This is a genomic window from Pseudomonas extremorientalis (genome assembly GCF_001870465.1).
Lineage (GTDB): Bacteria > Pseudomonadota > Gammaproteobacteria > Pseudomonadales > Pseudomonadaceae > Aquipseudomonas > Aquipseudomonas extremorientalis.
In genome coordinates this window covers 169,901-188,876 of sequence record NZ_MDGK01000058.1, presented here as the reverse complement: position 1 = coordinate 188,876, position 18,976 = coordinate 169,901, and the positions used below count along the sequence as shown (strand labels likewise).

Annotated in this window: 22 protein-coding genes; 7 read left to right on the top strand and 15 right to left on the bottom strand. The window is 62.5% G+C overall.

Annotated features, from left to right (window positions below; all coding sequences use genetic code 11):
* Positions 1-56 precede the first annotated feature (56 nt).
* From BFN10_RS24635 to tusD, 5 genes are read right to left on the bottom strand one after another with little or no spacing between them, the layout of a single operon-like run.
* Entirely contained in the window at positions 57-1,058 is a 1,002-nt protein-coding gene (locus tag BFN10_RS24635) for a glycosyl transferase family protein (RefSeq protein ID WP_071491884.1), read from the bottom strand.
* Positions 1,055-1,390, bottom strand: coding sequence for a TusE/DsrC/DsvC family sulfur relay protein (locus BFN10_RS24630; protein WP_071491883.1), 336 nt, complete (start codon positions 1,388-1,390; stop codon positions 1,055-1,057). Before BFN10_RS24630 ends, BFN10_RS24635 begins: the two co-directional genes overlap by 4 nt.
* Positions 1,387-1,665 carry a sulfurtransferase complex subunit TusB gene (tusB, locus tag BFN10_RS24625; protein WP_071491882.1) on the bottom strand — a complete coding sequence of 93 codons (279 nt, stop codon included), beginning with the start codon at positions 1,663-1,665 and terminating at the stop codon, positions 1,387-1,389. The genes BFN10_RS24630 and tusB overlap by 4 nt, the downstream gene beginning before the upstream one ends.
* The gene (gene tusC, locus BFN10_RS24620; protein WP_071491881.1) at positions 1,665-2,015 is read right to left on the bottom strand and encodes a sulfurtransferase complex subunit TusC; all 351 of its coding nucleotides are present in this window, start codon (positions 2,013-2,015) and stop codon (positions 1,665-1,667) included. Before tusC ends, tusB begins: the two co-directional genes overlap by 1 nt.
* A 1-nt stretch (position 2,016) precedes the next feature.
* Positions 2,017-2,409 carry a sulfurtransferase complex subunit TusD gene (tusD, locus tag BFN10_RS24615; protein ID WP_071491880.1) on the bottom strand — a complete coding sequence of 131 codons (393 nt, stop codon included), beginning with the start codon at positions 2,407-2,409 and terminating at the stop codon, positions 2,017-2,019.
* 157 nt (positions 2,410-2,566) lie between these two features.
* Here tusD and BFN10_RS24610 point away from each other — a divergent pair, with 157 nt between their 5' ends.
* Positions 2,567-3,730 carry a CaiB/BaiF CoA transferase family protein gene (locus tag BFN10_RS24610; RefSeq protein ID WP_071491879.1) on the top strand — a complete coding sequence of 388 codons (1,164 nt, stop codon included), beginning with the start codon at positions 2,567-2,569 and terminating at the stop codon, positions 3,728-3,730.
* A gap of 90 nt (positions 3,731-3,820) precedes the next feature.
* Here BFN10_RS24610 and BFN10_RS24605 read toward each other — a convergent pair whose 3' ends face one another.
* Together BFN10_RS24605 and BFN10_RS24600 are read right to left on the bottom strand one after the other, a co-directional pair.
* Complete coding sequence (locus BFN10_RS24605) at positions 3,821-4,315, bottom strand: SprT family zinc-dependent metalloprotease (protein WP_071492040.1); 495 nt, start codon at positions 4,313-4,315, stop codon at positions 3,821-3,823.
* Positions 4,316-4,442: 127 nt separating this feature from the next.
* Complete coding sequence (locus BFN10_RS24600) at positions 4,443-5,045, bottom strand: Yip1 family protein (protein WP_058425452.1); 603 nt, start codon at positions 5,043-5,045, stop codon at positions 4,443-4,445.
* A 270-nt stretch (positions 5,046-5,315) separates the two neighbouring features.
* Between BFN10_RS24600 and ttcA the strand changes: the two genes are divergently transcribed.
* Both ttcA and BFN10_RS24590 read left to right on the top strand, forming a co-directional pair.
* Positions 5,316-6,140, top strand: coding sequence for a tRNA 2-thiocytidine(32) synthetase TtcA (gene ttcA, locus BFN10_RS24595; protein WP_058425451.1), 825 nt, complete (start codon positions 5,316-5,318; stop codon positions 6,138-6,140).
* Between the two features lie 67 nt (positions 6,141-6,207).
* Entirely contained in the window at positions 6,208-6,879 is a 672-nt protein-coding gene (locus tag BFN10_RS24590) for a DNA-3-methyladenine glycosylase I (protein ID WP_071491878.1), read from the top strand.
* A gap of 94 nt (positions 6,880-6,973) precedes the next feature.
* Here the strand turns inward: BFN10_RS24590 and BFN10_RS24585 are convergent, their stop codons facing one another.
* The 3 genes from BFN10_RS24585 to arsC are packed head-to-tail and all read right to left on the bottom strand — an operon-like array spanning position 6,974 to position 8,329.
* Positions 6,974-7,381: a DUF2069 domain-containing protein gene (locus BFN10_RS24585; protein ID WP_071491877.1), complete on the bottom strand. Its 408-nt coding sequence runs from the start codon at positions 7,379-7,381 to the stop codon at positions 6,974-6,976.
* Positions 7,365-7,979: an NAD(P)H:quinone oxidoreductase gene (gene wrbA, locus BFN10_RS24580; RefSeq protein WP_071491876.1), complete on the bottom strand. Its 615-nt coding sequence runs from the start codon at positions 7,977-7,979 to the stop codon at positions 7,365-7,367. The genes BFN10_RS24585 and wrbA overlap by 17 nt, the downstream gene beginning before the upstream one ends.
* Positions 7,976-8,329 carry an arsenate reductase (glutaredoxin) gene (arsC, locus tag BFN10_RS24575; protein WP_071491875.1) on the bottom strand — a complete coding sequence of 118 codons (354 nt, stop codon included), beginning with the start codon at positions 8,327-8,329 and terminating at the stop codon, positions 7,976-7,978. The genes wrbA and arsC overlap by 4 nt, the downstream gene beginning before the upstream one ends.
* A gap of 115 nt (positions 8,330-8,444) precedes the next feature.
* Here arsC and BFN10_RS24570 point away from each other — a divergent pair, with 115 nt between their 5' ends.
* On the top strand, positions 8,445-8,906 hold the full coding sequence (locus BFN10_RS24570) for a TlpA disulfide reductase family protein (RefSeq protein WP_071491874.1): 462 nt from the start codon (positions 8,445-8,447) through the stop codon (positions 8,904-8,906).
* A 78-nt stretch (positions 8,907-8,984) separates the two neighbouring features.
* Here BFN10_RS24570 and BFN10_RS24565 read toward each other — a convergent pair whose 3' ends face one another.
* The 4 genes from BFN10_RS24565 to BFN10_RS24550 all read right to left on the bottom strand — a co-directional run bounded on the left by BFN10_RS24565 (position 8,985) and on the right by BFN10_RS24550 (position 13,795).
* Positions 8,985-9,389, bottom strand: coding sequence for an META domain-containing protein (locus BFN10_RS24565; RefSeq protein ID WP_071491873.1), 405 nt, complete (start codon positions 9,387-9,389; stop codon positions 8,985-8,987).
* On the bottom strand, positions 9,386-9,826 hold the full coding sequence (locus BFN10_RS24560) for a hypothetical protein (protein WP_071491872.1): 441 nt from the start codon (positions 9,824-9,826) through the stop codon (positions 9,386-9,388). Before BFN10_RS24560 ends, BFN10_RS24565 begins: the two co-directional genes overlap by 4 nt.
* Positions 9,827-9,897: 71 nt before the next feature.
* Positions 9,898-10,887, bottom strand: a complete 990-nt coding sequence (locus BFN10_RS24555; RefSeq protein ID WP_071491871.1) for a 2-hydroxyacid dehydrogenase — start codon at positions 10,885-10,887, stop codon at positions 9,898-9,900.
* 154 nt (positions 10,888-11,041) lie between these two features.
* Positions 11,042-13,795: a response regulator gene (locus BFN10_RS24550; RefSeq protein ID WP_071491870.1), complete on the bottom strand. Its 2,754-nt coding sequence runs from the start codon at positions 13,793-13,795 to the stop codon at positions 11,042-11,044.
* Positions 13,796-14,000: 205 nt separating this feature from the next.
* Between BFN10_RS24550 and BFN10_RS24545 the strand changes: the two genes are divergently transcribed.
* Together BFN10_RS24545 and BFN10_RS24540 are read left to right on the top strand one after the other, a co-directional pair.
* Complete coding sequence (locus BFN10_RS24545; RefSeq protein ID WP_071491869.1) at positions 14,001-14,729, top strand: response regulator transcription factor; 729 nt, start codon at positions 14,001-14,003, stop codon at positions 14,727-14,729.
* Positions 14,716-16,086 carry a sensor histidine kinase gene (locus BFN10_RS24540; RefSeq protein WP_071491868.1) on the top strand — a complete coding sequence of 457 codons (1,371 nt, stop codon included), beginning with the start codon at positions 14,716-14,718 and terminating at the stop codon, positions 16,084-16,086. Before BFN10_RS24545 ends, BFN10_RS24540 begins: the two co-directional genes overlap by 14 nt.
* On the opposite strand, the gene BFN10_RS24535 is transcribed toward BFN10_RS24540, so the two are convergent.
* Positions 16,083-16,598 (bottom strand): DUF2062 domain-containing protein, encoded by a 516-nt coding sequence (locus BFN10_RS24535; RefSeq protein ID WP_071491867.1) that lies wholly within the window; start codon positions 16,596-16,598, stop codon positions 16,083-16,085. The genes BFN10_RS24540 and BFN10_RS24535 overlap by 4 nt on opposite strands.
* Before the next feature lie 135 nt (positions 16,599-16,733).
* Here BFN10_RS24535 and BFN10_RS24530 point away from each other — a divergent pair, with 135 nt between their 5' ends.
* Complete coding sequence (locus tag BFN10_RS24530; protein ID WP_231999506.1) at positions 16,734-18,959, top strand: DNA internalization-related competence protein ComEC/Rec2; 2,226 nt, start codon at positions 16,734-16,736, stop codon at positions 18,957-18,959.
* Positions 18,960-18,976: the final 17 nt, after the last annotated feature.

Sequence of the window (18,976 nt, the reverse complement as noted above, 5' to 3'; positions counted from 1 at the left end):
CAGTCTAAAGGGATGAGTTCGAACTAAAAGCGCAAAGACCGGGGGTTAATCATCGATTAAATCGATTTGTCCCGTGCGATCCAGTATTGCCGGGCCAGTTCAAAGGCCTGCTCCCGTGGGTGACCCAGGCCACGCAAGGCCAGGGCCATGGTGGCGATCAGTGCCAATTGCGGGTAGCTGTCCTCAATGTCGCCGCGCCACACGGCTTTCAAGTGTTCGGGGTCGAGGGTGGCCGGCTTGACGTGGCGTTGGGCGGAGAGGGCGGGCCATTCTTCGTCCCAGCTTTCGCCGCCGGTGGTGCCGTACAGATGGCTGAGGGTGTCGGGGTTGATCTCGACCTCGCCGCCATCGCCCTTGACCACAATCACATTGTCGCCGAGCAGGCCGCTGGCATCGCGGTGCACGCCTTGGTAACCGGGATGGAAAATGCTTTGCAGCCCCAGTCGCGCATTCAGCGGGTTGAGCAGGCGCGCCAGGGAATGGATGGGCGAGCGCAAGCCTAGGGTGTTGCGCAGGTCGATCATGCGTTGCAACTGCGGCGCCCAGTCACCCAGCGGGATAAAGGCCAGGTTGCCTTTTGCATAGGCAGCCTCGACCTGCTGCCAGTTGCGGCACAAGGGAATCTGCAAACCCTCCAGCAATTGCTCGGTGTACAGCCGTCCCGCCGTGTGGGCGCCGCCGCCGTGCATGAGGATGCGCACGCCGTTTTGCGCCAGGCACTTGGCCGCCAGCAGGTACCACGGCAGGTGGCGTTTCTTGCCGGCGTAGGTCGGCCAGTCGACATCCACGTTCAGTGCCGGGGCATCCAGGCGTTCGCGCACGGCTTCGGTGAAACCGGCCAGTTCTTCCGGGCTTTCTTCCTTGTGGCGCAGCAGCATCAGGAAGGCGCCGAGCTGGGTGTCCTCGACTTTTTCGTCGAGCAGCATGCCCATGGCTTCGCGGGCCTCCTCACGGGTGAGGTTGCGCGCACCGCGCTTGCCTTTGCCCAGGATGCGCACGAATGGTGCAAACGGGTGCTCGGCAGGGGTTTGAAGAGTCAGCGGGGCAAAGTCGGTCATAAGCAATTCGTCGGCCTGGGCAGGCCCGCCAGCTTGGCGGCGAGTTTGGCGGGAGTGCCGTTGAACAGTTTGTTGAGGTGCAGGCTGTTGCCTTTTTCCGGGCCCAGCTTCAAGGCGGTGTACTTGATCAGCGGGCGCGTGGCCGGGGACAGCTGGAATTCGCTGTAGAACTGGCGCAAGAGCGTGAGGATTTCCCAATGGTCCGCGGTCAACGCCAGGGGTTCGGCGGCGGCCAGGGCGCTGGCGACTTCCTCGGACCAGGCGTTCAGGTCGACCAGGTAGCCGTCCTTGTCCAGTTCCAGGGTGCGTGTGCCTACGGTCAGGGTGTTCATAGCCAGCTGTTGACCTTGTCGTAGTCGAGCGACAACTGCACGAAACCTGGGTAATCGACGCTGTCGGCCCAGTCCGGCAAGGGCAGGTTGCGCGCCTGCATGTCTTCGGCCAGCACAAACACCTTCACACCTTTGGTTTGCAGCGCCGCGTTGTGCAGCCCATAGGCGCCGTCGCCGCAGAGCAGGATGGCGTCATTAACGCCACAGATACGCAGGCAGCTGTCCAGGCGGCTATCGGTAAACGGGGAGTGGGAAACCACATGTAGAGTCGACATCAGAGGGTTATCACCTGGTCGTAACGGTCAATCAACTGGGAGATCGCAGCGCTGTCCAGCGGCTGTGCGCTGGCGGGTGTCGTGAGGCCGCGTTCGGCCAGGCTATGGTGGCAGGCGAATACCTCGTCGATACCGAACAGGCCCAGCGCCTGCAGGTTGGCGCCGAGGTCCTTCTGCTGCACGGCCTTGGCGTCCTGATGTGGTGCCAGTTGGAACACGCCGTCGTCGAGGAACAGCAGGCCGATGGGCAGATCGAAGGCACCGCCAGCCAGCACGATGTCCAGTGCTTCGCGTGCGCCCGGGCCAGACCAAGGTGCCTGGCGGCTGATCACCAATAGGGATTTGGACATGTCACGGCCCTCCAAAACAGATCAGGCGATCGGCGGCCTGGGCGGCGTCGTGCAATTGCCCCAGGCCCGACAGCTCCCACGGCGCATCGAGGTTGACTGCACTGCGTTGATAACGCATGGCTTCCTCCTCGTTGAGCACGCCACGACGCAAGGCGGCGGCGATGCACACCACGCTGTCGAGTTGGTGCGCGCTGACAAACTCACGCCATTGGCGAGCGATGTCCTGCTCATCCTGGGGCACAACAACCGAATTGGACGCGCTGTACACGCCGTCCTGGTAGAAAAACAGCCGCACAATCTCATGCCCGCCGGCCAGTGCCGCCCGGGCAAACAGCAGGGCGCGGCGCGAGGAGGGCGCGTGGGCGGCACAAAACACTGCAATCGCAAACTTCATGGAACACTCTGCAAGCAAACGTGGGCCAATGATAAAGCCGCCGCCGCGAAAAAGCCCGCCGTGATCAAAACGGTCACTGTCGGTGACCGTTCCGGCGATTGCCGACCGGCGCAAGGCTGCCTAGTCTGTGGGCATTCAAAACCGAAATGGAGTGCCCATGTCAGGTCCCTTGGCGTCCCTCAAAGTGCTGGATTTTTCCACCTTGCTGCCTGGCCCGTTTGCGTCGCTGATGCTGGCAGACATGGGCGCCGAGGTGCTGCGTATCGAGTCACCCACGCGCATGGACCTGTTGCGCGTACTGCCACCCCACGACCAGGGCACGTCGGCCAGCCACGCCTACCTCAACCGCAACAAGCGCAGCCTGGCGCTGGACCTCAAGCAGGCCGAGGCGCTGGAGATCGTACGGGCGCTGGTCAAGGAATACGACATCCTGCTTGAACAATTCCGCCCTGGGGTGATGGAGCGACTGGGGTTGGGGTATGAGGCATTGAAGGCGATCAACCCCCGGCTGATATATGTATCGATCACCGGTTATGGCCAGACTGGCCCGTATAGGGACCGCGCCGGGCACGACATCAATTACCTGGCGTTGGCCGGGGTGGCCAGCTACACCGGGCGCCGGGACAGCGGCCCGTTGCCACTGGGCGTACAACTGGCGGATGTGGGCGGCGGGTCGCTGCATGCGGTAGTGGGGCTGCTCGCGGCGGTCATCGCCCGGCAGCAGAGCGGGGTAGGCCAGTATCTGGATGTGAGCATGACCGACTGCTCGTTCAGCCTGAACGCCATGGCGGGTGCGGGCTTCCTGGCGTGCGATGTCGAGCCTGAACGCGAAAGCCATGTGCTGAACGGTGGCAGTTTTTACGATTATTACCGCTCGCGGGATGGGCGTTGGATGTCGGTCGGCAGTCTGGAGCCTGGGTTTATGCAGCAACTCTGTGACGCGCTGGGACGGCCGGAGTTGGCGGCGCTGGGCCTGTCGCCCACACTCAAGCAGGCGCTGCAGGTTGAATTCGAGAAACGTAGCTTTGATGAGTTGTGTGAGTTGTTTGCCGGGGTGGATGCGTGTGTGGAGCCGGTGTTGAGCCTGAGTGAAGCGGTGCAACATCCGCAGTTAAGGGCTCGGGCGTTGGTCAGTCAGGTGCCCAGGGGGGATGGCTCGAGCCAGGCGCAGATTGCCTGCCCGTTGAAGTTCTCGGAGGGGTTGCCAGCGCCCAGGCATATAGGCGCTGCTGTGGGGGCGCACAGTGATGAGGTGCTGGCGGAGTTGGGGTTCAGTGTTCAGCGCATACAGGATCTGCGGCGGACCAAGGTAGTAGGGTGACTGGATCGACGCCATCGGGAGCAAGCTCCCTCCCACACTCGATAGGCGGCGCGGTCAACAGGTGGGAGGGGGCTTGCCCCGATGAGGCCCTCATTCCACCCGGGTTTCACCGGTAAACACCAGCGTCTGCCGGCACCGCCTGCACAAATACCTTCGGCCCTGAGCCACCATGCCATGGCGCTGGGGCGAGAACGGAAAGTCACTGTCCGCGCACGGGCACTTGTAGATATAGCGGGTCACCTGGCGGCGCTTCACGGCATAGGTGTGGCAACGGTCCGGCGGCAGTTCGTAGACCCCGCGCATGATCAATTGCCATTCCTCGCCATGGGGCTGGATGCGTTCACCAAACAATTGGTGGGCAATCAGGTGCGCCACTTCATGGGCTACGGTCTGCTTGAGGAAATGTTGGCTGTTTTCTCGGTACAACTGTGGGTTGAAGCGCAGCAGGTTCTCGTGCAAATGCGCGACACCGGCCTTCTGGCCCCGCAGCTTGAGGCTGACCTGGGGACGTTTGAAGCTTCGTTTGAAAAAGGATTCGGCTAGCAGGAAACAATCTTCGACGCGGGTATTGAGTTGCTCGGGCATGCTGTACATATCTCCAGAGACGCCCAGTATGCCGCAAAGCCGGGTGTTTCCGAATCTGTCAGGCGCCGAATGGTCATGCATGATGCACAAAGCCACCTTGCGGTGGCTTTGCCCACGGTTCATCTGCTCAGTTGGTATAGATCGGGCCTACGCCCAAGCCCCAGACAATCACGGTAAAGGCCATGATCGCCACCAGCACCACCAGCCCTACGGCCAGTATGGAACTGGAAAACAGGAAGCCTTCATCCGGATCAATGTTCATAAAGGTCGGCACACCTACATAAAGCAGGTACACCGTGTAGCAGATGGCCGCCGTGCCTACCACCATGCCCAGCCACATATGTGGATAGAGCGCCGCCAGCCCGCCGATGAACAGTGGCGTGGCGGTGTAGGTGGCAAACGCCACGCAGCGGGCCATGCTCGGGTTGGCGTCATAGGTACGCGCCATCCAGTGAATGAATGCACCCATCACCGCCACGCCGGCGAGCATCGCGGCGTAGGACATGATGGTCATCCACAGTGCGCTTTCCTGGGTCAGCATCACCGGCGCGCGGTTGCCGATGACCCAGCCGACCTGGGTGGTACCGATAAACGCGGAAACGGCGGGAATCGCCGCGAGAATCAGGGTGTGAGTGAGGTACATGTGGCCGATGCTTTCTTCTTTATCGCCACGGATTTCCCGCCATTCCTGGTCGGGATGGGTAAAAAGCCCCACGACGTGATGGATCATGCCAGTCACTCCTGTCGTTATTGCCATCGCCCCCCATCGGAGCGCCCACGGGCCAAATGGCCTCAAAGGTCCTGGATAGCTGTGCGACCTCTTGTCGCAGTATAGGAAGGGATGACCGGAATAACTGTAGGGCCTTTAGAGCGAATTGCGCTGTAAACGTTGGGGTTAATCGCAGATTGGAATGCAGCCCCCTCCCACATTGGAACTCGGTGATTCTTACCGGTAAAATGCTGGGCTTTTCGTCACACACCTCCAGCGGATCCAAGCGCCATGGGCACTCTTACGGTCAACCAGAACAAACTGCAAAAACGCCTGCGTCGCCTGGCCGGTGAAGCGGTCGCCGATTTCAATATGATCGAGGACGGCGACAAGGTCATGGTCTGCCTCTCCGGCGGCAAAGACAGCTACACCATGCTCGACGTGCTGTTGCACCTGCAAAAGGTCGCGCCGATCAAGTTCGAGATCGTGGCCGTCAACATGGACCAGAAACAACCGGGCTTCCCTGAGCATGTGCTGCCGGCCTACCTCAAGGAACTGGGCATCGAGTACCACATCGTCGAGAAAGACACCTACTCGGTGGTCAAGGAACTGATTCCGGAAGGCAAGACCACCTGCTCGCTGTGTTCGCGCCTGCGCCGTGGCACGCTGTACACCTTCGCCGATGAGATTGGCGCGACCAAGATGGCCCTGGGGCACCATCGCGACGATATCGTCGAGACCTTCTTCCTCAATATGTTCTTCAATGGCTCGCTCAAGGCCATGCCGCCCAAGCTGCGTGCCGATGACGGGCGCAACGTGGTGATCCGCCCGCTGGCGTATTGCAACGAGAAAGACATCCAGGCTTACTCCGACTTCAAGCAATTCCCGATCATCCCGTGCAACCTGTGTGGCTCCCAGGAGAACCTGCAGCGCCAGGTGGTCAAGGAAATGCTGCTGGACTGGGAGCGCAAGACCCCGGGCCGCACCGAAAGCATCTTCCGCAGCCTGCAGAACGTGATTCCCTCACAGTTGGCCGACCGCAACCTGTTCGACTTCACCAGCCTGAAAATCGATGAGACCGCCGCGTCGCGCTTCGTCAATGTTGTGAACCTCTGAGCCCATTCAAGGCTCTGACACACGGCGCTCGCGGGCGCCGTTTTCCATTCAATTGCCAGGAGAGGGCATGCGCGATTACAAGTGGCTGCACGAATATTGTCTGAACCGCTTCGGTTCGGCGGCCGAGCTGGAAGCCCACCTGCCTGTGCCCAAGACTGCGGCGCAATTACGCAAGATCAGTGATGATCGCTACCTGTCGACCCTGGCGTTGCGCGTGTTTCGTGCAGGCTTGAAGCACAGCGTGGTGGACGCCAAGTGGCCGGCGTTCGAAAAGGTGTTTTTCGGCTTCGACCCGGAAAAAGTCGTACTGATGGGCGCCGAGCACCTGGAGCGGCTGATGCAGGACACCAGCATCATCCGCCATCTGGGCAAGCTCAAGAGCGTGCCGCGCAATGCGCAGATGATCCTGGATATCGAGCAGGAGAAGGGCAGCTTCGGCGCGTTTATCGCCGATTGGCCGGTGACCGACATTGTCGGCCTGTGGAAGTACCTGAGCAAACACGGCCACCAGCTCGGCGGGTTGTCCGCGCCGCGCTTTTTACGCATGGTCGGCAAGGATACCTTTGTGCCGAGTTATGACGTGGTGGCGGCGTTGAACGCGCAGAAGATCGTCGACAAGGCGCCGACCAGCCTGCGCGACCTGGCGACGGTGCAGGGCGCGTTCAACCAGTGGCACGCCGAGAGTGGACGGCCGATGTGCCAGTTGTCGATGATGTTGGCGTACACCGTCAACCATTGAGGCCGGGGTGATGCCATCGGGGGCAAGCCCCCTCCCACATTGGATAGGCGGCGCGGTAACAGTGTGGGAGGGGGCTTGCCCCCGATGACGTATTTCAGGCCGCTGCCAACCGCCGGTTCAACTGATGCCGCCAGCGCACATACAACAGTGCCGTGCAAAACACCGCCAGGCTCGCCAGCATCTCCAGCACCCCGAACCACTGCCGGTTCGGGTCATACGCCGCCAGCGCGCCCTTGATGAAATACAGGTTCACCACAAAGCACATCCATGAGTGCCCGCGCGCGCTGCCCAGCAGCATGCCTGGCGCCAGCACCAGCAAGGGCACCAGTTCGATCAGCAGGATCACCCACGGCCGTGCGCCGTGCAGATCAGCAACGAACAGGTAGTACACGCACAGCAACCCCACCAGGCCAAAAAACGCCAGCAGGCTCAGCGCGCGAGCAATTCTGACCCGTGGCTCCAACCACGCCTGGGGCGGCAGGACCTTAGGCTTCCTGGCCACGACCGCCCTCCAGCAGGGTGGCGGTGTTCGCCAGGCGTAGCCCCAGGGCGCGGCACAGGGCGATCTCATGCTGGTCGAGCATGCGCTTGCCGTCCGGCCCGGCGTGATGGCTGGCACCATAGGGCGTGCCGCCGCCCTGGGTATCGAGCAAGGCCTGTTCGCTATAGGGCAGGCCGGTGATCAGCATGCCGTGGTGCAGCAACGGCAGCAGCATCGACATCAGCGTGGTTTCCTGGCCGCCGTGCAGGCTGGCCGTGGAGGTAAACACCCCGGCCGGCTTGCCGACGAGGGCGCCGGTGAGCCACAGGTTGCTGGTACCGTCGATGAAGTACTTGAGCGGCGCGGCCATGTTGCCGAAGCGGGTCGGGCTGCCCAGGGCCAGGCCGGAGCAGTGTTTCAGGTCGTCGAGGCTGGCATACAGCGCGCCTTCCTCCGGAATGCTCGGTGCCACGGCTTCGCACTCGGTTGAGATCGCCGGCACGGTGCGCAAGCGTGCCTCCATCCCGCCTTGCTCGATACCCCGGGCAATCTGCCGGGCCATTTCGCTCACCGAGCCATTGCGGCTGTAATACAGCACCAGCACATACGGCGACGTCACGGCAGGATCTCCAGTACGTTTTCCGGCGGCCGGCCGATGACGGCTTTGTCGGCGGTTTCCAGGATCGGGCGCTCCATCAATTTCGGGTGATCGGCAATGGCGGCGATCAACTGGACTTCGCTGAGGCTGGCGTCGGCCAGGTTCAGGGTTTTGTATTCATCTTCGCCGGTGCGCAGCAGTTGGCGTGCGCTGATACCCAGCTTGCCGAGCAGCGCCTTGAGTTGCGCGGCGTCCAGCGGGGTTTCCAGGTAGCGTACGACGGTGGGGGTGAGGCCACGGGCCTCCAGCAGTTCCAGCGCACCGCGGGATTTCGAGCAGCGCGGGTTGTGATAAAGCGTCAGATCGGTCATGTGCGGGTCGCATCTTGCGTAAGGTGGCGGGTATTCTACCCGTGCAGCGACCTGTCCTTAAACCGTAAGAGGCGATAGGCCGCAGCCAACGTTCATTTTTGCGAAGGATTACCCCATGACAAGGCGACTGATCGGTGCATTGGCGATCATCACAACCCTGCTGCTCAGCGGCTGCGGTAACGATTACGGCGTTGACCAATTTGGCAAGAAGGTGGCGTCCGAACGCTTGGACAAGCAGTGGCTGGTGGTCAATTACTGGGCCGAATGGTGTGGTCCGTGCCGCACGGAAATCCCCGAGCTCAATGCCTTGGCCGAACAGTTGAAGGCGCAGAACGTGGGCGTGTTCGGGGTCAACTTCGACAATGTCCAGGGCGAAGAGCTGAAAGCCGCCAGCGACAAGCTGGGCATCAAGTTCACGGTACTGGCGCAGAACCCGGAAGAGATTTTCGATATTCCACGCAGCGAAGCGTTGCCGGTGACCTACATCATCGATGACAAGGGCAAGGTGCGCGAGACGTTGATGGGCGAGCAGACGGCGGAAGGCGTGCTGGCCAGGCTCAAGGCCTTGCGCGGCTAGGGGCTACCCGGAATCAAATGTGGGAGGGGGCTTGCCCCCTCCCACATTTAGCTTCCATCAATCCATGGATTGGGAAAATCAGCCTTCCTCAAGCCACAGGCGGATCGGTTTGCCCTCGGCCGGCCAGAACCGGGTCTGCTCGATCGGCGAGATATCCCAGCGCTGCACGCCTTGCAGGGCCTGGAAGAAGCGGTGTTCCTGTTCCATCAACGCTTCGGCGCAGAGTTTGCGGGTGCTGCCGATCTGGCCGAAGCTGAGCTTCTCACCGTCGACGGTGTAGGGCGCGAACCAATGGTTGCAGCCGCCGTTGCCATAGGCGCGACCATCGGCGCCGAGGGTGACGGTCAGGTGCGCGTAATCCATCAGCGGCCGCTCGCCAATCCATTCCACCACGTAGCTGTGATCCTGTTTGAGCTTGACCGCGTCGCCGGCACAGCCGGTCAGGCCCGCCCCGAGGGCGGCGAGCAGAAACAGGCCTCTCATTGCGCAGCCTTCTGGCATTTCGGGCAGCGGTGCTTGTCGCCCTCGCTGGTCCAGCCCAACTCGGCGATCCGCGCATTGGCGGCCGGTTGCAGCGGTTCTTTGGTCAGCTTGGTTTCCACCGCAAACTCGAAGTCCAACACGGCGTCGCAGCTGTCGCAGTTGACCTTCCAGGTGTGAATCTCCAACTCCCCGAACTTCGGCCCCTGGGCCATGGCGACCCACTGGCCCGCCGGGCGGATGGAGTAGCGCGCGTCACCTTCGACGGTGAGGCGCATCGACAGGGTTTTACTGCCGCGCAGGGAGACGATCAGAACGTCGCCATGCTTGATCGAGCCACCGTTGCCGGTGACCTGGTAACGGCCCGGCACCAGGGCGCGGCATTCGATCAGGGTGTGTTGCGGGCTCAGCAAACTGAAGCGGAAATCGTGTTCGGCCATGGATCCTCCAAATAGGCGCGGCATCCTATCACGGGTGCTGGCTCATCATGAGCCTGGTATGTAACCGCTGATCATCCTTCGACGAGGTTCTGTGCCCGGCCATCGGCCCAGGCGGCAATGTTGGCCAAAGTCGTGCCGGCGATGGCGGCCAGGGCCTCGCGGGTCAGAAACGCCTGGTGGGCAGTGATGATCACGTTAGGGAAGGTCAGCAGGCGTGCGAGCACGTCGTCCTGCAAGGGCAGATCAGAGCGGTCCTCGAAAAACAACTGCGCTTCTTCCTCATAGACATCCAGACCGAGGTAGCCGAGCTGGCCGTCCTTGAGCGCCTTGATCAGCGCCGGGGTGTCGACCAGCCCACCGCGACCGGTGTTGATCAGCATCGCACCCGGTTGCATCTGCGCCAGGGACCGGGCGTTGATCAGGTGTTTGCTGTCGGCGGTGAGCGGGCAGTGCAGGCTGATGATCTGCGCCTGGGCCAGCAGTTCGGGCAGGCTCACGTACTGCGTGCCCAGGGCCTGGACCTGCGGGTTGGGGAAGGGGTCGTAGGCCAGCAACCGGCAGCCAAAGCCGGCCATGATGTTGGCGAAGGTGACGCCGATCTGTCCGGTGCCGACCACGCCGACGGTCTTGCCCACCAGGTCGAAACCGGTGAGGCCATGCAGGCTGAAATCGCCGTCGCGGGTACGGTTGCAGGCGCGGGGCAGGCGGCGGTTGAGGGCGAGGATCAGCGCGACGGCGTGTTCGGCCACCGCATGGGGCGAGTAGGCCGGTACGCGCACGATGGTCAGGCCCAGGCGCTTGGCGGCGGCCAGGTCCACATGGTTGTAGCCCGCCGAGCGCAGGGCGATCAACCGCGTGCCGCCCTTGGCCAACTGCTCCAGCACCGGGGCGCTGAGGTCATCGTTGATAAAGGCGCAGACTACTTCGTGATGTTCGGCCAGGGCCACGGTGTCGAGGTTGAGCCGGGCGGGCTGGAATTGCAGCTCCAGGCCTACGGGCAACGGTTCGCCGAGAAAGCTGTCGCGGTCGTAGGTTTGGCTGCTGAAAAGAATCACGCGCATCAAAAGGCTCCCCGCAATTAATCAGTTGGAAACGCTGGACAACTGTGGGAGGGGGCTTGCCCCCGATTAGGGTGTGTCAGCTACAGATGCTTCGACTGATACGACGCTATCGGGGGCAAGCCCCCTCCCACAGCTGATCGGCGTCAAAGTCTCTTCAGGCGCTGACCCGCGCCTCACTGGCCAGCCGTGCAATCGCCATGTCGAGTTCGTCCAGCGCATGCATGGCCTTGGCGTCATCCTGCTTGAGCAGGGTTTCGGCACGGTGGCAGGCGGCGCGCAGTTGCGGTACGCCACAGTAACGGGTGGCGCCGTGCAGACGATGCACCCGTTCAATCAGGGCGTTGTTGTCGTTGGCGTCACGGGCGATGGTGATGGCGAGTCGGTCGGCTTCCAGGGAGGCAAGCAACATGGCGAGCATGTCTGCTGCCAAATCAGACTTGCCGGCCGCCAGGCGCAGGCCTTCCTCGTGATCGAGCACCGGAAATTGCACGCCAGGGCCGAGGTTGTCGGTCGCGCGCTCCGGCCCCTGATTGCGCAGGGCCAGGCCGGTCCATTTCAACACCACCTGGGCCAGTTGGCGTTCGCTGATGGGTTTGGTCAGGTAGTCGTCCATGCCGCTTTGCAGCAAGGCGCGTTTTTCGTTGGCCATGGCGTGGGCGGTGAGGGCGACTACCGGCAATGGCGTGCCGCTGCGTTCGCTTTCCCACTGGCGGATCGCCTCGGTGCTTTGGCGGCCGTCCATGCCCGGCATTTGCACATCCATCAGCACCAGGTCGAAGGTGTCCTGCTTCACCGCGTCGATGGCCGCATAACCGCTTTCCACGGCGCGTACCCGGGCGCCCATGTCTTCCAGCAGGGTCTGGACCAGCAACAGGTTCGCCGGGTTGTCATCCACACACAGTACACGCGGTGCCCTACTGGACAAGGGTTCGCCGGGTTCGCTGCGCGTGGGGCGCGGGCTGATCAGGTCGGACAAGGCACGCCGCAATTTGCGTGTACAGGCCGGCTTGGCCTGCAATTGACTGTTGGGGTTGGGCACCGACTGATTGAACAGCATCTGTTCGGTGGTGGGGCACAGCACCAGCACTTTGCAGCCCAGGTGTTCGAGGTCCCACAGGTGCTGGTTGAGGCGCTCGGGCGGGATGTCGTTGGCAGTAACACCAAGGACGGCAAGGTCAATGGCTTGCTCGGTCTGGTGGGCACTGGTAATGCCGTTGGTCAGGCTTTCCAGGCTGGTGAACGGCGTGACTTCCAGGCCGCAGTCTTCCAATTGGTGTTGCAGCGCCTGGCGTGCCAGTTCGTGGTTTTCCAGCAAGGCGACACGATGGCCTAGCAGGGGCGCCGACGGCAGGTCCTCCACGTCGTCGCGGGTCTTGGGCAGGTTGAGGCTGATCCAGAACTCCGAGCCTTCGCCCGGCGTGCTGTCGACGCCGATTTCGCCGCCCATCTGTTCGATCAGGCGCTTGGAAATCACCAGGCCCAAGCCCGTACCGCCGGGTTGGCGCGAGAGTGAGTTGTCAGCCTGGCTGAAGGCCTGGAACAGGGCACGCACGTCCTGGTTGGACAGGCCGATGCCGGTGTCCTGCACGCTGATGCGCAATTGCACGCTGTCTTCCTGCTCGTCCTCGATCATCGCTCGCGCCACGATGGTGCCTTCGCGGGTGAACTTGATCGCGTTGCTGATCAGGTTGGTGAGGATCTGCTTGAGGCGCAGCGGGTCGCCGACCAATGCCAGCGGCGTGTCGCGGTAGACCAGGCTGACCAGTTCGAGCTGTTTGGCATGGGCGGCGGGGGCGAGGATGGTCAGGGTGCCTTGCAGCAAGTCCCGCAGGTTGAACGGAATGCTGTCGAGGACCAGCTTGCCGGCTTCGATTTTCGAGAAGTCGAGGATCTCGTTGATGATCCCCAGCAGGTTGTCGGCGGATTTTTCGATGGTGCCCAGGTAGTCGAGTTGACGCGGGGTCAGCTCGCTCTTTTGCAGCAAGTGGGTAAACCCCAGGATGCCGTTGAGCGGCGTGCGGATCTCATGGCTCATGTTGGCCAGGAACTCCGACTTGATGCGACTGGCCTCCAGCGCCTCCTTGCGCGCCAGGTCCAGCTCGATGTTCTGGATCTCGATGGTTTCCAGGTTCTGGCGTACGTCTTCGGTGGCCTGATCGATGCTGTGTTGCAGTTCTTCCTGGGCGTTCTGCAGGGTCTCGGCCATGCGGTTGATGCCAGAGGCGAGCTGGTCCAGTTCCTGGCTGCCCAGGGGCGGCAGGCGGGTTTCCAGGTTGCCGTCCTTGAGCTGGGCCACGGCTTGCTTGATCTGGCCGATCGGCGCGTTGATGGTGCGGCTGATGCGCAGGGCCAGTGCCGCGGTGCAGATCAGGCCGATGGCGATCAGCAGCAGGCTGGCGAACAGGCTGCGGTAGCCACGCAGCAACATGCCATTGTGGGACAGTTCCACCTCGACCCAGCCCAGCAGGCGGTCGGCTTCATCCGGGATCAGGTCGCCGGCGAGGTTGCGATGGCGGCCAAACACCGGCAGCAGGTAGCGCGTGGCGTCATTGCCGGTGCGTTGCAACAGGTGTGAGCTGTTGCCGATGGGGGCCTGGTTGAGCATGGTCGGGCCGGCGTGGGCGAGGGTCGCACGGTCCGGGCTGAGGAACGACACGGTGCGCACGTCCGGCTGCTCCAGGGACTGGGTGGCGATGCGCTCCAGCAGGTCGGTGTTGCGTGCACTCAAGGCGGGCGCCACCAGTGGCGCCAACTGCTCGGCGATCATTTCGCCACGTTGCAGCAACTGGGTCTGCAGTTCCGACAACTGCATCCAGGTGAAATAGCCGCCCAGCAACGAAGCCATCAGGCTGGTCGGTAATAAGGTCAGCAACAGTACGCGGCCTTTTATCCCCATTCTTGTCAGCACGCCACTCTCCTGCTACCACATTGATATCGATGATTCACACGGGCATCCGGCCCGCGCCACCTGCGCAGTGTAGCCATTTGCGCAGCGCGGAATCTTGCAAATTAATGACATATGGCAATCTTCGCGCCATTCGGCGCCCGGTGGCGATTGCCTGTAGCGGGGTAATCTTGAATAATCAGCCATTGAGAATGACTTGCAGATACTAATGAATCCCGCAGCAATTGGCCTACCCAGTATCCTGACTATTGAAGATGACCCTGTGCTGGGCGCTTATGTCCATGAGCACCTGGGCCGCTGTGGTTTCCACGTGACCTGGTGCCAGAATGGCCAGCAGGGCCTGCAGATGGCGCGCGAGCAGGCCTTTGACGTGGTGCTGATGGATATCCTGTTGCCGGGGATGGACGGCCTGTCGATCCTCACTCATCTGCGCCAGAGCCATTCGATCCCGGTGATCCTGATGTCTGCACTGGGCGCCGAAGCCGATCGCATCAGTGGTTTTCGCCTGGGGGCCGACGACTACCTGCCCAAGCCGTTCAGCATGATCGAGCTGCGCGTACGCATCGAAGCCATCCTGCGCCGGGTGGCCCTCGACCGCCGTCCGCTGCCGATCTCTGCGCCGGTGCACGACGATGCCCGCACCCTGCATTTCGATGATGAACGGTGTGATGTCTTCCATCTTGACCACTGGGCCGGCTTGACCCGCAGCGAATACCGCCTGCTGGAAACCCTGCATCGCAACAGCGAAGAAGTCCTCAGCAAACCTTTCCTGTACCAGCATGTGCTGCAACGCGGTTATGCGCCCCATGACCGCAGCCTCGACATGCATATCAGCCAGATCCGCCGCAAGCTCAAGGCGATCAACTACACCGAGCGCGAAGTGCGCACGGTGTGGGGCAAGGGCTATGTGCTGAGCGGTCACGATGACGGGCTTTGAACGCCCCTTGAAACGGCTGCCGGGCCGGCACTCGTTATTCTGGAAGCTGGCCTGCCTGCTGATCGCCTTTTGCTTGCTGATGATCTGGCTCAGTTGGTCCTGGGGCCGCTACATGGAACAGAAGAACGCCTACCTGTCCGATGAGGCGCGAGGCACCTTGAGTGGTTATGCGGTCGCGGCTGAGCAGGCGTGGAGTCGCGATGGCAGTGCCGGCGTCGACGCTTGGCTGCAGGCGATGGGCAAGCGTGAAAGTACCTGGATAGGCGTGATCGGCAATGACCTGCAATCGTTGAGCAGCATCCCGCTGAGCGACAACGAAAGCCAGCGACTGACCTTTCTGCGTGGGTTGGATTGGCCGGTGAGCCGGCATGTCAAAGGCCTGCCATGGCTGAAGATCCCGTTTCCGACCGACCCCCATGCGGGGTCGCTGGTGATCGAGTTACCCCAGCGCTTTATGCCGGGGCGCTACCAACTGTTCTGGCGAGTGGTGACCAACGGGGTGATTCCCGGACTGTTTACCCTGTTGCTGTGCATCGGCCTGTATCGGCTGCTGATCATGCCCCTCAATCAACTGCGCGAGCAGGCCAATGCCTGGCGCGCCGATCAGTTGAATACGCGGTTGTCCCACGACGCGACCAGTCGCCAGGACGAGTTGGGCGAACTGGGGCGAGCGTTCGACCATATGTCCGAGCGTTTGCAGGGCACCGTGGTGTTGCAGCAACAGTTGCTGCGAGACATGTCCCATGAGCTGCGCACCCCGCTGAGTCGACTGCGAGTGGCCTGTGACAGTGAGCAAGACCTGACGCAGCTGCGCGAGCGGCTTGGCCGTGAAATCGACGCGATGCAACGTCTGGTTGAAGACAGCCTGCAACTGGCCTGGCTCGACACCGAACGGGCGCCGCTGCCCCAGGAAGCTATCCAGCTTCAAGCGCTGTGGGACATGTTGCGCGAAAACGCTTGCTATGAGAGCGACTGGCCAGCGTCGCGGCTGCCATGCCTGCTGGGGGTGGACTGCTGGGTGCGAGGTAACCTGAATGCGTTGGCCCAGGCTCTGGAAAACATCTTGCGCAACGCTATCCGCCACTCACCGTCGGGCGGTGTGGTCAGCCTGGACGGGCGTCGCGAAGGTGATTGTTGGCATGTGTGGCTGGAGGATCAGGGCGGCGGGATCGATGAAGGGGATCTGGAACGGATCTTCGCGCCTTTTACTCGCCTGGACGGTTCACGCCCCGGCGATGGCGGCTTCGGGCTGGGCCTGAGCATCGCCCGCAACGCCGTGCAGCGCCAGGACGGCAGCCTGTGGGCGGAAAATACCGGGCAAGGCCTGCGCGTGCACCTGCGCTTGCGGGCCTGCTAAGCGCGACGCTGTTTGCGCTTTTTCCACTGGTGGGCCACCCACCAGCGCCAGTAGCCCATGGTCAGGCAATAGGCGAGGGCGCCCAGCACCAGCCCCAACACCACTGAACCCAGCAGAAACGGCTGCCACAAGGTGCTCAGTTGGCCACTGATCCATTCCCAGGTCAGATCGTCGGGCAGGCTGCGCGGTGGCACGTTCATCAGCCAGGCGCCGGTCATGTAGGTGCAGATAAAGACCACCGGCATGGTGATCGGGTTGGTCAGCCACACCAGGCTGACGGCGATGGGCATGTTGCCGCGCACGGTGATCGCCAGGACCGCGGCTAACAGCATCTGCAAGGGGATTGGGATAAACGCGGCGAACAAACCCACGGCCATTGCGCGTGCGACCGAGTGTCGGTTCAGGTGCCAGAGGTTCGGGTCATGCAGCAACGTGCCGAGAAACTGTAATGACTTATGTTCCCTGATACTCGTGGGATCGGGCATGTACCGTTTGAATAAGCGCCGGGGCATAAGGGATCCAGGTCAGTTCGAGGGGCAAGTATGCCCGCATTCTATAAACAGAAAATTCAGACTTTGTGACAAAACATCATAGGCCGCCCTGGGCATCCGGCTAAGACTGAGTGGATCACTTGAAAAGGATGATTCATGAAGACAGGGATGTGCGCGTTTGCGCTGGGGTTGCTGGCCCTGCGTTTTTTGCCGGCGTTGCCGCCTATGGGCTGGCTGGTTGCCTGGCCGGTGCTGGCGTTGATGTTGTTGCCGTTTCGTACCTACCCACTGGCGTTTTTCCTGCTGGGGCTGAGTTGGGCATGCCTCAGCGCACAGTGGGCGCTGGATGATCGTCTGATGCCTGCCCTGGATGGCCAGACGCGCTGGCTGGAGGGCCGGGTGATCGGGTTGCCGCGACAGACGGGCGAAGGTGTGCGCTTCGAACTGGCCGATAGCCGGTCGCGCAATGCCCGCTTACCCAAACGCATCCGCGTGTCCTGGCGTGGCGGGCCGCCGGTGCGCAGCGGTGAACGTTGGCGCCTGGCGGTTACCCTCAAGCGTCCGGCCGGGTTGCTGAATTTCCACGGGTTTGATCAGGAAGCCTGGCTGTTGGCCCAACGCATCGGCGCCACGGGCTCGGTCAAGGATGGCGAGCGCCTGGCGCCGGCCCGCAATGCCTGGCGCGACAGCGTGCGTCAGCGCCTGCTGGCGGTGGATGCCCAAGGCCGGGAAGCAGGCCTGGTTGCCCTGGTACTGGGCGACGGCTCAGGGTTGGCCGCTGCCGACTGGCACGTGTTGCAGGACACGGGCACCGTGCATCTGCTGGTCATTTCCGGCCAGCACATCGGTTTGCTGGCGGGTTTGATCTATGGGCTGATCGCCGGGTTGGCCCGCTACGGTTGCTGGCCGCGAACCTGGCCGTGGTTGCCCTGGGCGTGTGGCCTGGCGTTCAGCGCTGCGTTGGGCTACGGCTGGCTCGCAGGGTTTGGCGTGCCGGTGCAACGGGCTTGTGTGATGGTCGGGTTGGTGTTGGTGTGGCGGCTGCGCTTCCGGCATCTGGGGCTGTGGTGGCCGTTGCTGCTGGCGCTCAATGGGGTGCTGGTGCTGGAGCCGTTGGCCAGCTTGCAGCCCGGGTTCTGGTTGTCGTTTGCGGCGGTGGCGGTGCTGATTCTGGCGTTTGGTGGGCGGTTGGGGCCGTGGAGCCTGTGGCAGGCATGGACCCTACCGCAGTGGCTGATTGCCATTGGGCTGTTTCCGGTGTTGTTGGTGTTGGGACTGCCCATCAGCCTGAGCGCACCGCTGGCCAACCTGGTGGCTGTGCCGTGGATCAGCCTGGTGGTGTTGCCGCTGGCGCTATCGGGGACCGCATTGCTGCCATTGCCATTTATTGGCGAAGGTCTTCTGTGGCTGGCAGGCGGCGCTCTGGATGGTTTGTTCAGGGGGCTGGCGTGGCTCGCCGGACACATGCCGGCGTGGATCCCGGCGCAAGTACCATTGGTTTACTGGCTGGTGAGTCTGCTGGGTGCCGTGTTGCTACTGCTGCCCAACGGCGTGCCGTTTCGCGTATTAGGCTGGCCGATGCTGTTGTTGGCAGTGTTCCCTGCGCGAGAACTGGTGCCCCACGGGCAGATGGAGGTGGTGCAGTTGGACGTGGGGCAGGGGCAGTCGCTGATTCTGCGCACGCGCCACCATGCATTGCTTTACGACGCCGGACCGCGCACCGGAACCTTTGATCTGGGCGCGCGGGTGGTGCTGCCGTCGTTGCGAAAACTCGGGGTGAGGGCATTGGATCTGATGCTGCTCAGTCACGCCGATGCGGATCATGCCGGCGGCGCGGCGGCGATTGCCAAGAGCATACCGATCAAGCGCGTGGTGGGCGGGGAAACCGATGGGTTGCCGGCATTTATCGGTACGCAACCTTGCGTCAGCGGCGAGCGATGGACCTGGGACGGGGTAACGTTCGAACTCTGGCAGTGGCCAGGTGCTATCAGTGGTAACGCAAAGTCCTGCGTGTTGCAGGTGCAGGCCAATGGCGAGCGCCTGTTGCTGACCGGCGACATCGACCGCGAAGCCGAACAGGCCATGCTCGCGTCGCCTCTGGCGGTGCCCACCGAGTGGCTGCAGGCGCCCCACCATGGCAGTCGCAGCTCTTCGTCCTGGGCGTTTGTCGAGCGGCTCTCCCCCCGTAATGTGCTGATCTCGCGGGGGCGCGGCAATGCGTTCGGCCATCCCCATCCGCAGGTGCTGGAACGTTACCAGCGGCTGGGCAGCCAAGTGTATGACAGCGCCGAACAGGGCGCCGTGCGTGTGCAACTGGGAGCATTCGCGCCACCGGTCGTTGCGCGCAGTCAACGCAGGTTCTGGCGCGAGCGCTTACCCTAGGGGTTCAAGGCCTCGGC